The organism is Variovorax sp. PDC80 (assembly GCF_900115375.1).
Taxonomy (GTDB): Bacteria; Pseudomonadota; Gammaproteobacteria; order Burkholderiales; family Burkholderiaceae_C; genus Variovorax.
The window spans coordinates 421,378-435,559 of record NZ_FOWG01000005.1; the positions used below are offsets into that span (position 1 = coordinate 421,378).

A 14,182-nucleotide genomic window follows, 5' to 3' on the forward strand; every position below is an offset into this window, starting at 1 on the left:
CCTTCGGCCTCCTCCTTGATTTCGCTGCGGGAAGCACCCGCTGCCCTGCGCACGGGAGGCGCTGAGGGGCTGTCGGTCAAGCGAGGTACGTGGCTACCTCTTCGGCCGTGAGGAAGCGCACCAGGCTCACTTGCGGCTTCTGTTCCGAGTGGAAGTTTTGGTTGAAACCGTTCCAGCCGCGCGCGGGCTTGTCCTCGGTCTCCAGCGCGACGAGCACCAGCCGCCCCTGCCGACGCGCGTTCTCTCGCAAGGTCCCCTCGCCCCAGGCCCAGGCCATGCGGTCGACGAGTTCACCACCGGCATAGGCCTTGGCCTGCAGCCAGAGGTACTGGGCCGAATCGCTGTCGCGCGGCTCGTCATCGGCGCCGAGGCGGTCGGCCAGCGGCTGCCTGATGCCCAAGGTCTTGGCATGCTCGCTGAATAGGTCCTGCAGCAGCGAGAAGGCGTGGAAGTTGTTGTTGATGCCGTGGGCGCGCACGATCATCCCGGCGTTCGAGGCGGGCAGCAGCACGACCATTTCGTCCTCGTAGGCCATCTGGGCGGCGCGGTGCAGGAAATGCAGCTCTTCAAAGGGCAAGGTGCCGTTGACCGACAGCGCCTCGATGCGCGCGCGCAGCGCCTCGTCGGCCAGCAGGTCGCGGTGGTTGCGGACATCGCGCATCAACATCGCCATCAGCGGCAGCACCAGCAAATCGACCGCTTGCCGGCTCGCCTCGACCTGCAGGCGCTCGGCCGGCGGCAGCGCCTCGAGCGCGGCTTCGGCGGCGCGCCAGGCGAGGACGTCGGCCGGCTCCTCCTCCGGCGCTTCCTCTTCATCGTCGTCCTCCATCGGCTCCGCGGCGCAATAGGGTGCGAGCGATGCGAGCAGTTGGGCCAGGCGCCGCAGCGCCGCCGGAAACAGCAGCCGCGGATCGGCACCGTTCTCCACCAGCCCGCCGCAAAGAATCGCGAACAGCGCGGCGCGCAGTGGATGCAGTTCGGGCAGCAGCGCGGCCGCGGCCTGCAGCACCTCGTCGCCCGTGCCTTCCTTCACCGTGGCGCGGTAGAGGTCGGACACCGCATCGTGGTCGTAGAAGCCCGCCTGCGCATCGAGGTCGTCCTCATGCAGCACGGGCAGGCGCAGAACGTCGAGAAAATCCTGAGGCAGCGCTTTCATGCGCGAGAGCGTAGCGCAGCCACCCCTGCCGGCCCGATGCGTTCGTACTTGGTCACGCAATGCATGCCGTGCCCTTGCTCGGCCACGAACAGGCTGCCATCGGCCGTGCCCCACAGGCCATGGCCATACACGCCGAAAGTGCGAAAGCGCCCCAGCACCGCGCCCGAGAGATCGAGCCGGCTCACGCGCGGCGCCTGCTCGGTCACGAACACCTCGCGGCCGTTCGACCAGATGTCCATGGGCCGCAAGAGGCCCGTCCACTGCGTCAGATAGCGACCCACGCGGTCGAAGAGCTGGATGCGGTCGTTGTCGCGGTCGCACACGGCCACGCGGTCATCGGACAGCACCCACACGCCATGTGGCGTCGAGAACTCGCCGGGCCCCTGCCCCACGCCGCCCCAGGTCTGCAGATGCCGCCCCTCGGCCGAGAAGCGATGCACACAGGCATTGCCATATCCATCGCTCACATAGATCTCGCCATCGGGCGCCACCGCCACGTCGGTCGGATGATTGAACGGCGCACCCCAGCGCGGCGCATTGAAGTGGCCGAGTTCGAAACGCGTTTCGAGCGCGGCATCGAGCGCCAGCACCTGGTGGGCGTCGTACGACACAAGGTAGACGTTGTCGACGCCATCGATGAAGAGTCCATGGCCGCTGGTGAGCCTGGGGTTTTCGTAGACCGTATCGAGTTCGCCATCGGGTCCGTAGATCAGCAGTTGCGGTGCCGACCGTTGAAGCACGAACACCCGGCCGCGGCTGTCGAGCGCCAACTGGCTGATCACGCCGACATTGCCGCGTGGCGAGGGCTTCTGCCAGGGGCGCACCATTCGGTAGTCCGACTGGCCGTCGGTCATGAAGAAATCTGGTGCTTCGTTGGCTGGCATGGGGATCCTTGCTGGGTCTTGCGAGCGTAGGGGCGTTGCTCCATCGCGTCCAACCAGTTTTTCTGTTGGGCTGGGACAGTTTTTTTGTTGCGGCTCGGGGCGCGTGCACAGGACAGCGGGTACTTCCCTCCGCGAATGTCCCCCGCCCTTCGGGCTCCTCCTTAATTTCGCTGCGGGAAGCACCCACTGCCCTGTGCACGGAGGCGCTCGGGTTGTGCCGGCCGATCAGGCGCTGCGCGTCTGGCGCGCGCCGGCGGGGTACTCCCCGCAGCGAAATAAAGGAGGAGGCCGAAGGCCGGGGGACATTCGCGGAGGGGAGTACCCCGTCGGCGCGCGCCCGCCCCAACCTCAACCCAAAGCAGCGCCCCAACCACCCCCACCAGGCGTCTCGATCACGAACACATCCCCCGCTTCCATCTGAACCTGCCCGATGTGATCAAGCGCCTCGACACTCCCATCGGCCCGCTCGACACGGTTGATGCCCACCGCCCCCGCTTCGCCACCAGAACCACCAAACGCACCATGGTGCCGCCCATTGCTGAGGATAGAAGCCGTCATCGGCGCAAGGAACCGAACCCGCCGCACACCCCCATCACCACCACGCCAGCGCCCCGCGCCACCCGACCCCGAACGCAGGCTGTAGCTGTCGAGCCGCACCGGGTAGCGGAACTCCAGAACCTCCGGATCGGTGAGCCGCGAGTTGGTCATGTGGGTCTGGACCACGCTCGTGCCGTCGAAGCCTTCGCCCGCGCCGGAACCGCCCGAGATGGTCTCGTAGTACTGGTGCGCGCCGTCGCCGAAGGTGAAGTTGTTCATCGTGCATTGGCTCGCCGCCATCACGCCGAGCGCACCGTAGAGCGCATTGGTCACGCAGCTCGAGGTTTCGACGTTGCCGGCCACCACCGCCGCGGGCGGCAACGGGTTCAGCATGCAGCCGATGGGCACGATCACCTCGATCGGCTTCAGGCAACCCGCGTTGAGCGGAATGTCGTCATCGACCAGCGTGCGGAACACGTACAGTACCGCCGCCATCGTGATCGCACGCGGCGCATTGAAGTTGTTCGGCAGCTGCGCGCTCGTGCCGCTGAAATCCACCGTCGCCGAACGCGCGGCCGCATCGACCTTCACGCGCACCTGGATGCGCGCGCCGTTGTCCAGCGGCAGCACGAACTCGCCGTCCTTGAGCGCCGTGATCACGCGCCGCACCGACTCCTCGGCGTTGTCCTGCACATGGCCCATGTAGGCGGCCACCGTCTCGCGGCCGAACTGCGCCACCATGGCCTGCAGCTCCTGCACGCCCTTCTCGTTGGCTGCGATCTGCGCGCGCAGGTCGGCCAGGTTCTGCTCGATGTTGCGCGAGGGATGCGCGCCGCCGCCGAGCAATGCGCGGAGTTCGACCTCGCGCAGCCGGCCGCCCTCCACCAGCTTGAAGTTGTCGATCAGCACGCCCTCCTCGCCGATGGTCTTCGAGAACGGCGGCATCGAGCCCGGCGTGATGCCGCCCACATCGGCATGGTGGCCGCGCGAGGCCACGTAGAACGAGGGCCGCGCATCGGCCGCGTCGAGGTAGACGGGCGTCACCACCGTGATGTCGGGCAGGTGCGTGCCGCCATGGTAGGGGTCGTTGAGCACGAACACGTCGCCGGGCTTCATGTCGGGGTTGCAGGCGATCACGGTCTTGATCGACTCGCTCATCGAGCCCAGGTGCACCGGCATGTGCGGCGCGTTGGCGATCAGGTTGCCCTCGACGTCGAACAGCGCGCACGAGAAGTCGAGCCGCTCCTTGATGTTGACCGAGTAGGCCGTGTTCTGCAGCCGCAGCCCCATCTGCTCGGCGATGTTCATGAAGAGGTTGTTGAAGACCTCGAGCATCACCGGGTCGGCGCGCGTGCCGATCGCGTGGCTGGTGGCGCGCTCGCGCACGCGGTGCAGCTCCACGCCGTCGGCCGTGGCACGTGCCTGCCAGCCGGGTTCGACCACCGTGGTGGCGTTGCGGCCGGCCAGGATCGCCGGGCCGTCGACCACCGCGCCGGGGCGCAGCGCGGCCTCGTCGAACAGCGCGGCATCGCGCCAGCCCGCGGCGGCTTCGTCGGCCTCGCAGTACATGCGCACGGCCGCGAGCGACTCGGGCACATGCGATTCGGCTGTGCCGGCCGCGGCGGCGGCGCGCGTGCGCTCACCCGCGCCGACGGCCTCGACCGCCACCGCCTCGATCACCAGCGCGCGCTCGCTCATCAGGAACGCGAAGCGCCGGCGGTAGGCCTGCTCGAACTCGTCGCGCATCGCGGCGATGGCTTCGGCGGCCGGCGTGTCCATCGGCAGCGCGCAGGGCAGTGCCGTGTCGGTGCCTTCGTAGCGCAGTTGCACGCGGTGCAGCACGCTGATCGCGGCCTCCGCCACGCCCTGCCCGCGCAGTTCCTCCACGGCCTGCCCGGCCAGGCCGATCGCGGCCTCGCGCGCCTCGGCCAGGCCCGCCGCGTCGAGCCGGCGCTCGAGCGCGCGCTCGCGCAGCGCCAGCTGGTCGGCCAGCCCCATGCCGAAGGCCGAGAGCACGCCCGCCAGCGGATGCAGGTAGACGCTGCGCATGCCCAGCGCATCGGCCACGAGGCAGGCATGCTGGCCGCCCGCGCCGCCGAAGCACTGCAGCGTGTATTGCGTGACGTCGTAGCCGCGCGCCACCGAGATCCGCTTGATCGCATTGGCCATGCTCGCCACCGCGATGCGCAGCGCACCGCTCGCGACCTCCTCGGCACCGACCGCGCGGCCCGTGGCCTCGGTCATGCGCTGTGCCATCGCGGCGAAGCCGCGCTCGGCCGCGTCGCGGTCCAGCGGCTGGTCGGCGCCCGGGCCGAACACCCGCGGGAAGTGCGCGGGCTGGATCTTGCCGAGCAGCACGTTGGCGTCGGTCGTGGTCAGCGGGCCGCCGCGGCGGTAGCTCGCCGGGCCGGGATTGGCGCCAGCCGACTCGGGTCCCACGCGCAGCCGCGCGCCATCGAAGGAGACGATCGAGCCGCCGCCGGCCGCCACCGTGTGGATGCTCATCATCGGCGCGCGCATGCGCACGCCGGCCACCTGGGTCTCGAACGAGCGCTCGAACTCGCCCGCGTAGTGCGACACGTCGGTGGAAGTGCCGCCCATGTCGAAGCCGATCACGCGCGCATGGCCGGCATCGAGTGCGGTGCGCACCATGCCGACGATGCCGCCGGCCGGGCCCGAGAGGATCGCGTCCTTGCCCTGGAAGCGGTTCGCCTGCGTGAGCCCGCCCGAGCTCTGCATGAAGAACAGCGGCACGCCCGGCATCTGCTGCGACACCTGCTCGACATAGCTGCGCAGGATCGGGCTCAGGTAGGCGTCGACCACCGTCGTGTCGCCGCGCGGCACCAGCTTCATCAGCGGGCTGGTCTTGTGCGACACCGACACCTGCGTGAAGCCGATGGCGCGCGCGATGCCTTCGGCCGCGAGCTCGTGCGCCGTGTGGCGCCAGCCGTGCATGAAGACGATGGCGCAGGCGCGCAGGCCCTCGTCGAAGGCGGATTGCAGCTGCGCGCGCAGCGGCGCCTCGTCGAGCGCCTGCACCGTGCCGCCCTGCGCATCGATGCGCTCGTCGGCCTCGATCACGCGCCGGTACAGCAGCTCGGGCAGCACGATGCGGCGATCGAACAGGCGCGGGCGCGCCTGGGTGGCGATGCGCAGCGCGTCGCGGAAGCCCTTCGTCGTGACCAGCACCGTGGGCTCGCCCTTGCGCTCGAGCAGCGCGTTGGTGGCCACCGTGGTGCCCATCTTCACGCACTCCACGCGCTCGGGCGTCACGGCCTCGCCCGGCGCCAGCTTCAGCAAGCGGCGGATGCCCTCGACGGCCGCGTCGCGGTACTGCTCGGGGTTCTCCGACAGCAGCTTGAGCGTGTGCAGGCCGCCTTCGGGATCGCGGCCCACGAGGTCGGTGAAGGTGCCGCCGCGGTCGATCCAGAACTGCCAGCGGGACGGGAGAAGGGTTTGCGTGGTCATGGGGAACAAGGATAGGTCTTCGCGAGGAGAAAAAGCGGAGTCGGGTCAGTTCTGGCGCAGGTCGCGGCCACGGGTTTCGGGCAGGCACAGCGCCACCACCACGACCATCGCATAGGCCACCGCCGCGCAGACGCCGATGGCCGTGCCCAGCGGCAGGTGCATGCGGTCGCTCAGCACGCCGACCAGCGCCGGGAAGGTGGCGCCGATGCCGCGCCCGAAGTTGTAGCAAAAGCCTTGCCCGGAGCCGCGCAGCTCGTTGGGGAACAGCTCGGCCAGGAAGGCGCCCGCGCCGCTGAAGATGCCCGACATGAAGAAGCCGAGCGGGAAGCCCAGCAGCAGCATCAGGCCGTCGGTGATCGGCAGCAGCGTGTAGGCATAGACCAGCAGGCCCGCGCCGATGGCGAACAGGATGAAGGCGCGGCGGCGGCCCAGGCGGTCCGACAGGTAGGCGCCGCAGAGGTAGCCGACGAAGGCGCCGACGATGAACATGAACTGGTAGCCGCCCGAACTCAGCACCGTCAGGTGGCGCTCGTTCTTCAGGAAGGTCGGCAGCCACACGCCGATGGCGTAATAGCCGCCCTGCATGCCGGTGAACAGCAGGCTCGCGAGCACCGTGGTGCCGAGCACGCCGGGCTTGAAGATCGCGAGGAAGTTGCCGCTGCGCTCGCCGCGCGCCACCGCGGCGCGGGTCTGCACGTAGATCTCGGGGTCGCTGATCGAGCGCCGGATGAAGACGATCAGCAGCGCGGGGAGCAGGCCCAGCAGGAACATCACGCGCCACGAGACCTCGGGCGGCAGGAACGAGAACAGCGCCATCGACACCAGCACCGCCGCGCCCCAGCCCACGGCCCAGCTGCTCTGCACCAGCCCGACCGCCTTGCCGCGGTAGGCCGGCCGGATCATCTCGGCGATCAGCACCGAGCCCACGGCCCATTCGCCGCCGAAGCCCAGGCCCTGCAGCGTGCGCGCCACCAGCAGCTGCCCGGGCGTCTGGGCCAGGCCGCAGGCGAAGGTGAAGATCGCGAACACCAGGATCGTGAGCTGCAGGATGCGCACCCGGCCGTAGCGGTCGGCCAGGATGCCCGCGGCCCAGCCGCCGAGCGCCGAGGCCACCAGGGTGGCGGTGCCGATCAGGCCGACCTCGGTCTTGCTCATGCCCCACAGCGACAGCAGGATCGGCGTGACCAGCGGCAGCGTGTAGTAGTCGAAGGCATCGACCGCGTAGCCGCTGAACGAGGCCGCGAGCGTGCGCTTCTCGTTCGGGTTCAGGGTGCGCAGCCAGTTGGCGTCGCCGGCGTCCGCCGGGCCGTCGACGGGCGTCGGCGCGGTGGCCTCGAGGGTGCTGTTTTTCATGGTGTGTCTTCTCCAGGGTGGGTCGGGGCGGGAACGGCGCCGCGCGGTCCCTGCCCAGGGGACCGGCGGCGATCGGAACCAGGGGCGGCGCGCTAGAGCGCGGCGAGCCGGTGGTGCGGCAGGTCGGTGACCAGCATCGCGCCCGGCGCATGCGTGATCGCCAGCGGCAGCCGCGCGGCCGCGAGCGCGGCCTGGGGCGTCACGCCGCAGGCCCAGAACACGGGCAACTCGTCGGGCATCACCTCGACGGCATCGCCATAGTCGGGGCGGCCGATGTCGCGGATGCCGATCAGCGCGGGATCGCCCAGGTGCACCGGCGCGCCGTGCACGGCCGGAAAGCGCGAGGTGATCTGCACCGCGCGGATCGCATCGGCGGCGCGCAGCGGCCGCATCGACACCACCAGCGGCCCGCTGAACGGACCGGCCGGCACCGTCTGCAGCCCGGTGCGGTACATCGCGACGTTGCGGCCCTGCGCCACGTGGCGCAGCGCGATGCCCTCGGCCAGCAGCGCATGCTCGAAGGTGAACGAGCAGCCGATGACGAAGCCGACCATGTCGTCGCGCCACAGCGCGCGCACGTCGGTGGGCTCGTCGACCAGTTCGCCCTCGCGCCAGACGCGGTAGCGCGGCAGGTCGCTGCGCAGGTCGATGTCCTCGCCGAGCGCAGGGAGCGAGGGATCGCCGGCCTCGGTCACGCCGAGCAGCGGACAGGGCTTGGGGTTGGCCTGGCAGAAGCGCAGGAAGTCGCCCGCATGGGCCTGCGGCAGGATCACGAGGTTGCCCTGCACGTGGGCGCTGGCGAGGCCGCTGGTGTGGCCCCTCAGGCGGCCGGCCCGGGCGGCTTGCCGCACGTCGCGTGCGCTGCTCGCGCCGGTGGGCAGGGAGGTCGATTCGTCTGTGGCTGGCATGGCGTTGGCGAGCGGCTGCTTGTCTCTTCGTTGTGGTGGGCGGATTGTGGGAATCCGCGCGCCCGAACGCCAACGCAAAGTTTCTTGCTCAGCTCATCGATTTTTTCGATGACCCAGCGCGGTGCGATCCGTGCACCACGGCGGAACTCACAGCGGCTTCGAGCAGCAGCGAAGATGGATCGTCCCGGTAGCTCGCATAGATCGGCAAGGGCTCCAACGTGCCTTCGCTCGGCAGCACGCGCAGCGGCAGCCGCCGCGCGAGGCCATCGACCACCGCGCGCGGCAGGGTGGCCACGCCGAAGCCCGCCTCCACCAGTTGCGCCATCGCCGAGATCGAGGAGATCGCATGCACGCGCGGCGCCGCGCCGCCGGCCTCGCGGAAGAACTCGAGCAGCGCCACGTGCGGCTGCGAGCCGCGCTGGAAGGTCAGCAGGTCGAGCGACAGCAGGTCGGCGATGCGGTAGCGCCGCCGCAGGTGCAGCTCGCGGTGGCCGACGAAGCACATGGCCATCGGCGGCACCGCGCGCGTGCGCACGCCGTCGCCCACCGCGGGCAGCGCGGCGAACACCAGGTCCTGCTTGCCGCGCTGCAGCTGGTCGACCAGCACCGGCGTGGTTTCGACCGTGAGCTCGAGCTCGAAGTCCGGGTAGGTGGCCTGCATGTGCTTGAGCCAGCCCGTGAGCCAGCTGTGCACCACCGACTCGATCGCGCCCACGCGCAGCACCGTCTCGCGCACCGCGCCCGAGCCCATCTCGGCCTTGATGTGCATCTGCATCTCGAGCAGCTTCTGCGCGAAGGCATGGAAGCGCTGGCCCGCCACCGTGAGGCGGAACTGCTTGTCGCGGCGGTCGAGCAGCAAGGTGCCGAGCTCGCGCTCGAGCGCGGCGATGCGGCTGGACAGCGCGGACTGCGTGAGGTGCAGCTTCTCGGCGGCGCGCGTCACGCTCTTGAGGGCCACGGCCCAGTGGAAGGCTTCCACGAATCGGAGGTTCATCGTTCGGCTCGGCGGACTGGCGAAGCCCCGAGTGTCGCGCCGGCCGCGCTTATCCTCGGACTCTCGACAAGGAGACAAGGACCGACATGCAGATCGTCATCACCGGCGGCGCCGGCTTTCTGGGCGCCCGCCTCGCCCGCACGCTGCTCGCGCAGGGCCGCCTTTCGCTCGCGGGCGCGGCCCCCGCCCCCATCGTCAGGATCACCCTGGTCGACCGCGCGCCGCCGCCGGCCGACCTCGCGGCCGACCCGCGTGTCGCCTTCGTGACTGGCGACCTCAACGACCAGCTCGGCGCCGATGCCGACGCCACGCCCTGGCGCGAGGCCGAGGCCGTGTTCCACCTCGCGGCCGCGGTCAGCGGCGAGTGCGAGGCCGACTTCGACCTCGGCATGCGCAGCAACTTCGCCGCCACCCATGCGCTGCTCGAGCGGCTGCGCGCGCTCGGCACCCGGCCGGTGCTGGTGTTCTCGAGCTCGCTCGCGGTGTTCGGCGATTCGCCCGAGCAGCCGCTGCCGCCGGTGATCGACGACCACACGCTGCCCACGCCGCAGACCAGCTACGGGATCCAGAAGTTCATCGGCGAGCAGCTGGTGGCCGACTTCACGCGCAAGGGCTTCATCCGCGGGCGCAGCGTGCGCCTGATGACGGTGAGCGTGCGCCCCGGCAAGCCCAACGGCGCGGCCTCGGGCTTCTTCAGCGGCATGATCCGCGAGCCGCTGGCCGGGCTGCGCGCGGCCTGCCCGGTGCCCGACGAGACGCCGGTGGCCGTCGCCTCGCCGGCGCGCACCATCGAGGGGCTGATCCGCGCGGCCGAGGCGAGCGAGGCCGAATGGGGTCCGCGCACCGCCGTGAACCTGCCCTCGCTGTCCACGACCGTCGGCGAGATGGCCGCGGCCCTCGAGCGCGTGGCCGGCCCGGCCGCGACCGCGCTGCTCGACCGCACGCCCGAGCCGACGATCCGGCGCATCGTGAAGTCCTGGCCCGGCCGCTTCGACACGCCGCGCGCCCGCGCGCTCGGCCTGGGGTCGGACGAGAGCTTCGACGCGGTGATCCGCGAATACGTCCGTGAAAATCCCGACGCGGTGAAGCTACCAACTGTTGCATAGTCATACCTTTGCGGTACGGCGCGCCTCGCGCCACTCGCTTCCCCCCAATCCCAGGAGACTCCGAATGAAATTGACCCGACTGGCCGCTGGCCTGGTGCTGGGCATGGGCATGGCCTGCGCGGCCTTCGCGCAGACGACCATGAAGATCAGTATCTCCGTGGCACAGAACTCCCACCAGGGCGTGGCCATCGACACCTTCGCGAAGGAAGTCGAGAAGCGCACCGGCGGCCGCTACAAGGTCCAGACCTTCTACAACGGCTCGCTCGGCGGCGAGCGCGAGTCGATCGAGGCGGTGCAGCTGGGCACGCAGGAGCTGGCCTTCTCCTCCACCGGCCCGATCCCCAACTTCGTGCCCGAGACCAAGATCCTCGACGTGCCCTTCCTGTTCCGCGACAAGGCGCATGCGCGCGCGGTGCTCGACGGCCCGATCGGCCAGGACCTGCTGACCAAGTTCGACGCCAAGGGCTTCAAGGCGCTCGCGTGGGCCGAGAACGGCTTCCGCCACATGACCAACAGCAAGCGCGACGTGAAGGCGCCCGAGGACCTCAAGGGCCTGAAGATGCGCACCATGGAGAACCCGGTGCACATCGCGGCCTACAAGGGCTTCGGCATCATCACCACGCCCATGGCCTTCCCCGAGGTGTTCACCGCGCTCCAGCAGGGCACGGTCGACGGCCAGGAGAATCCGCTGCCGGTGATCATCTCGGCCAAGTTCGACCAGGTGCAGAAGCACCTGTCGCTGACCGGCCACGTCTACTCGCCGTGCATCTTCGTGATGAACAAGGCGGTGTTCGACAAGCTCAGCGCCGCCGACAAGCAGGCCTTCATCGACGCCGCCAAGGAAGGCACCAAGGCCAACCGCGCGCGCGTGGACGAGGACGACGCCAAGGGCGTGGCCGACCTGCGCGCCAAGGGCATGACGGTGATCGACAACGTCGACAAGGCCAAGTTCGTGGCGGCGCTCGCGCCGGTCAACGCCCAGTTCGAGAAGGACTTCGGCAAGGCCAACCTCGACAAGATCCGCGACTTCAAGTGAGAGCGATGGCCCGCGCCGCGTGAGCGTCGAAGCTTCGACCCGCGCCCGGCCGAAGCCGCGCCCGCCAGGCAGGACGCCCGGCGGGCGTTCCTGTTTTTGACTTCCCTTCCGGGACCTTCCTGATGAAAAACAAGTTCCTCGGCCTGGAACGATGGACCACGATGGTGTCCATGGTCCTGGCCTGCGCGATGCTGCTGGTCGCCGCCTCGCTCGGCATGTTCCAGATCGTCACCCGCTTCGTGCTCGAGCAACCCGCCGAGTGGAGCGAGATCCTGATCCGCGTGAGCCTGATCTGGATGGTCTTCCTCGGCATCCCGATGGCCTTCCGCCAGGGCGCCATGGTCAGCGTCGACGTGCTGTACCGCTGGAGCTCGCCGCGCACGCGCCGCATCCTCGACGCGGTGGTGAGCGTGGCCGCCCTCGCGCTCATGCTGGTCGTGCTGTGGTGGGGCTGGGACTACGCGATCCGCGGCCGCGTGCAGAGCATGGCCGGCCTCGAGAGCATCTCCATGATCTGGGCCTACATGGCGCTGCCGGTCGGCGCGGTGTTCTCGCTGTTCGGCATCGTGGGCAACTACCTCGATCCCAAGCGCCTCGAACTGGAGACCGCGCAATGACCACGACCATGATCGCGACGATGGTGCTGTGCTTCGCACTGTCGGTATCGGTGGCCGTCTCGATCGGCCTGGCCTCGATCCTGGGCATCCAGGTCACGAACGCCAACATGCTGATCTCCGCCAAGGAGATGTTCAACTCGATCAACAAGTTTCCGCTCGCGGCGATCCCCTTCTTCATTCTGGCCGGCAACCTGATGGAGACCGGCGGCATCTCGCGCCGGCTGGTGGAGTTCGCCAAGAGCATCGTGGGCGGCATCCAGGGCGGGCTGCCGATGACCTGCGTGCTGACCTGCATGATCTTCGCGGCGGTCTCGGGCTCCTCGGTGGCCACCACCTTCGCGATCGGCGCCATCCTGATCCCGGCGCTCATCAAGCACGGCTACCCGACCTCCTACGCGGCCGCGCTGCAGGCCACCAGCGCCGAGCTCGGCGTGATCATCCCGCCCTCGATCCCGATGATCCTGTACGGCGTGAGCGCCGAGGTGTCGATCGGCGAGCTGTTCATCGCGGGCTTCGGCCCCGGCATCCTGATCAGCCTCGCGCTCATGCTGTTCGTGTGGGTCTACTGCAAGTGGAAGGGTTGGGGCAAGACCGACGGCGAGGGCCGCATGCCCTTCGGCCGCGCGCTGTGGCAGGCCGGCTGGGCGCTGCTGATGCCGGTCATCATCCTCGGCGGCATCTACGGCGGCATCTTCACGCCGACCGAGGCCTCGGCGGTGGCGGTGTTCTACGCGCTGATCGTGGGCATGGTGATCTACCGCGAGATCAAGATCACCGACCTGTTCGCGATCCTGCGCAAGTCGGTGCTGTCCTCGGCGGTGATCATGTTCATCATCGCCAACGCGGGGCTGTTCGCCTTCCTGATCACGCGCGCCGGCGTGCCCGACGCCATCGGCCACTGGCTGCAGGAAGTGCTGCAGTCGCCCGCGATGTTCCTGCTGGGCGTGAACGCGGCGCTGTTCGTGATCGGCATGTTCATCGAGACCAGCGCGGCGATCATCGTGCTCGCGCCCATCCTCGCGCCGGTGGCGCAGCACTTCGGCATCGACCCCGTGCACTTCGGCCTGATCATGGTGGTGAACCTGGCGCTGGGCATGATCACCCCGCCCTTCGGCGTGAACCTGTTCGCGGCCTGCACCGTGGCGCGCATCTCGCTCGACCGGATCGTGAAGCACCTGGTGCCCTTCGTGCTCGTGATCCTGGCCTGCCTGATGGTGATCACCTACGTGCCGTGGGTCTCGCTCGCGCTGCGCGACCTGGTGTACGCGCGCTGAGCGGGTTCGCTCATCCGGCCCCCTCGGCGGGGCCGGGCGCCTGCAGGTACTGGCTCGGCGGCATGCCCAGCGTGCGGCGGAACATCGCCGCATAAGCGCTCGGGCTGTCGTAGCCGTGCGCCAGCGCCACCTCGAGGATCGAGGCGCCGGCGGCCAGCCGCGGCAGGCTCAGCAGCAGCCGCGCCTGCCGGCACCAGGCGCCGAAGTTCATGCCGGTCTCGCGCTGGAACAGGCGCGCCAGCGTGCGCGCGTTCATGTGCAGCCGCTTCGCCCAGGCCTCGAGCGAGGCCGGCAGCGCGGGATCGCGCACCAGTTCCTCGCACAGCGCCGCCAGGCGCGCATGGCGCGGCATCGGCACGTGCAGCGAGAGCGCGGGCGCACGCTCGATCTCGTCGAGGATCAGCTCCATCACGCGTTCGTCGCGCCCGCCCTGCGCATAGTCCAGCGGCAGCGCGATCGCGGCCACGATGAGCTCGCGCAGCAGCGCATCGACCGGGATCACGCGGCAGTCGGGGCCGAGGCCGGCGCGGGTGCCGGGCTCGACGAAGACGGTGCGCATGCGCACGTCGCCCGCCATGCGGATGCCGTGCACCATGCCGGGCGGCAGCCAGGCGCCGCGCCCCGGCGGCACCACCCAGCTGCCGGCCTCGGCGCTCACGATCATCACGCCCGAGATCGCGTGGATCAGCTGGCCGCGCCGGTGGCTGTGCAGCGGAATGACGGCGTGGCCCTCGGCATCGGTCGCCAGCACCGCGACGGCGCGCGGCGTCGATTCGCCATGCTCGGGGCGCAGGTCGAATTCGGCGGGCGGCTGCAGCTTGTCCATTTCTCGACGATCCTTGTTCTTTC

11 protein-coding genes are annotated in these 14,182 nt (G+C 69.7%); 4 read left to right on the plus strand and 7 right to left on the minus strand.

Annotated elements, in window-relative coordinates:
* Positions 1-76 precede the first annotated feature (76 nt).
* The 6 genes from BM109_RS17665 to BM109_RS17690 form a co-directional block, all read right to left on the minus strand.
* Entirely contained in the window at positions 77-1,156 is a 1,080-nt protein-coding gene (locus BM109_RS17665; protein WP_093344859.1) for a hypothetical protein, read from the minus strand.
* The gene (locus tag BM109_RS17670; RefSeq protein ID WP_093344862.1) at positions 1,153-2,040 is read right to left on the minus strand and encodes an NHL repeat-containing protein; all 888 of its coding nucleotides are present in this window, start codon (positions 2,038-2,040) and stop codon (positions 1,153-1,155) included. The genes BM109_RS17665 and BM109_RS17670 overlap by 4 nt, the downstream gene beginning before the upstream one ends.
* Before the next feature lie 348 nt (positions 2,041-2,388).
* Complete coding sequence (locus BM109_RS17675) at positions 2,389-6,045, minus strand: hydantoinase B/oxoprolinase family protein (RefSeq protein ID WP_093344864.1); 3,657 nt, start codon at positions 6,043-6,045, stop codon at positions 2,389-2,391.
* 45 nt (positions 6,046-6,090) lie between these two features.
* Complete coding sequence (locus BM109_RS17680; RefSeq protein WP_256222624.1) at positions 6,091-7,398, minus strand: MFS transporter; 1,308 nt, start codon at positions 7,396-7,398, stop codon at positions 6,091-6,093.
* A gap of 92 nt (positions 7,399-7,490) precedes the next feature.
* Positions 7,491-8,306, minus strand: a complete 816-nt coding sequence (locus BM109_RS17685; RefSeq protein WP_093344866.1) for a putative hydro-lyase — start codon at positions 8,304-8,306, stop codon at positions 7,491-7,493.
* 88 nt (positions 8,307-8,394) lie between these two features.
* Complete coding sequence (locus tag BM109_RS17690; RefSeq protein WP_057597662.1) at positions 8,395-9,300, minus strand: LysR family transcriptional regulator; 906 nt, start codon at positions 9,298-9,300, stop codon at positions 8,395-8,397.
* An 86-nt stretch (positions 9,301-9,386) separates the two neighbouring features.
* Between BM109_RS17690 and denD the strand changes: the two genes are divergently transcribed.
* From denD to BM109_RS17710, 4 genes are all read left to right on the plus strand, one after another.
* Entirely contained in the window at positions 9,387-10,406 is a 1,020-nt protein-coding gene (gene denD / locus BM109_RS17695; protein WP_093344868.1) for a D-erythronate dehydrogenase, read from the plus strand.
* 64 nt (positions 10,407-10,470) lie between these two features.
* Complete coding sequence (locus tag BM109_RS17700; RefSeq protein ID WP_093344871.1) at positions 10,471-11,442, plus strand: TRAP transporter substrate-binding protein; 972 nt, start codon at positions 10,471-10,473, stop codon at positions 11,440-11,442.
* A gap of 122 nt (positions 11,443-11,564) precedes the next feature.
* Entirely contained in the window at positions 11,565-12,059 is a 495-nt protein-coding gene (locus BM109_RS17705; RefSeq protein ID WP_093344873.1) for a TRAP transporter small permease, read from the plus strand.
* Positions 12,056-13,333 (plus strand): TRAP transporter large permease, encoded by a 1,278-nt coding sequence (locus tag BM109_RS17710; RefSeq protein ID WP_093344876.1) that lies wholly within the window; start codon positions 12,056-12,058, stop codon positions 13,331-13,333. Before BM109_RS17705 ends, BM109_RS17710 begins: the two co-directional genes overlap by 4 nt.
* A gap of 10 nt (positions 13,334-13,343) precedes the next feature.
* Here BM109_RS17710 and BM109_RS17715 read toward each other — a convergent pair whose 3' ends face one another.
* Positions 13,344-14,159 (minus strand): AraC family transcriptional regulator, encoded by an 816-nt coding sequence (locus BM109_RS17715; RefSeq protein ID WP_177239372.1) that lies wholly within the window; start codon positions 14,157-14,159, stop codon positions 13,344-13,346.
* Positions 14,160-14,182: the final 23 nt, after the last annotated feature.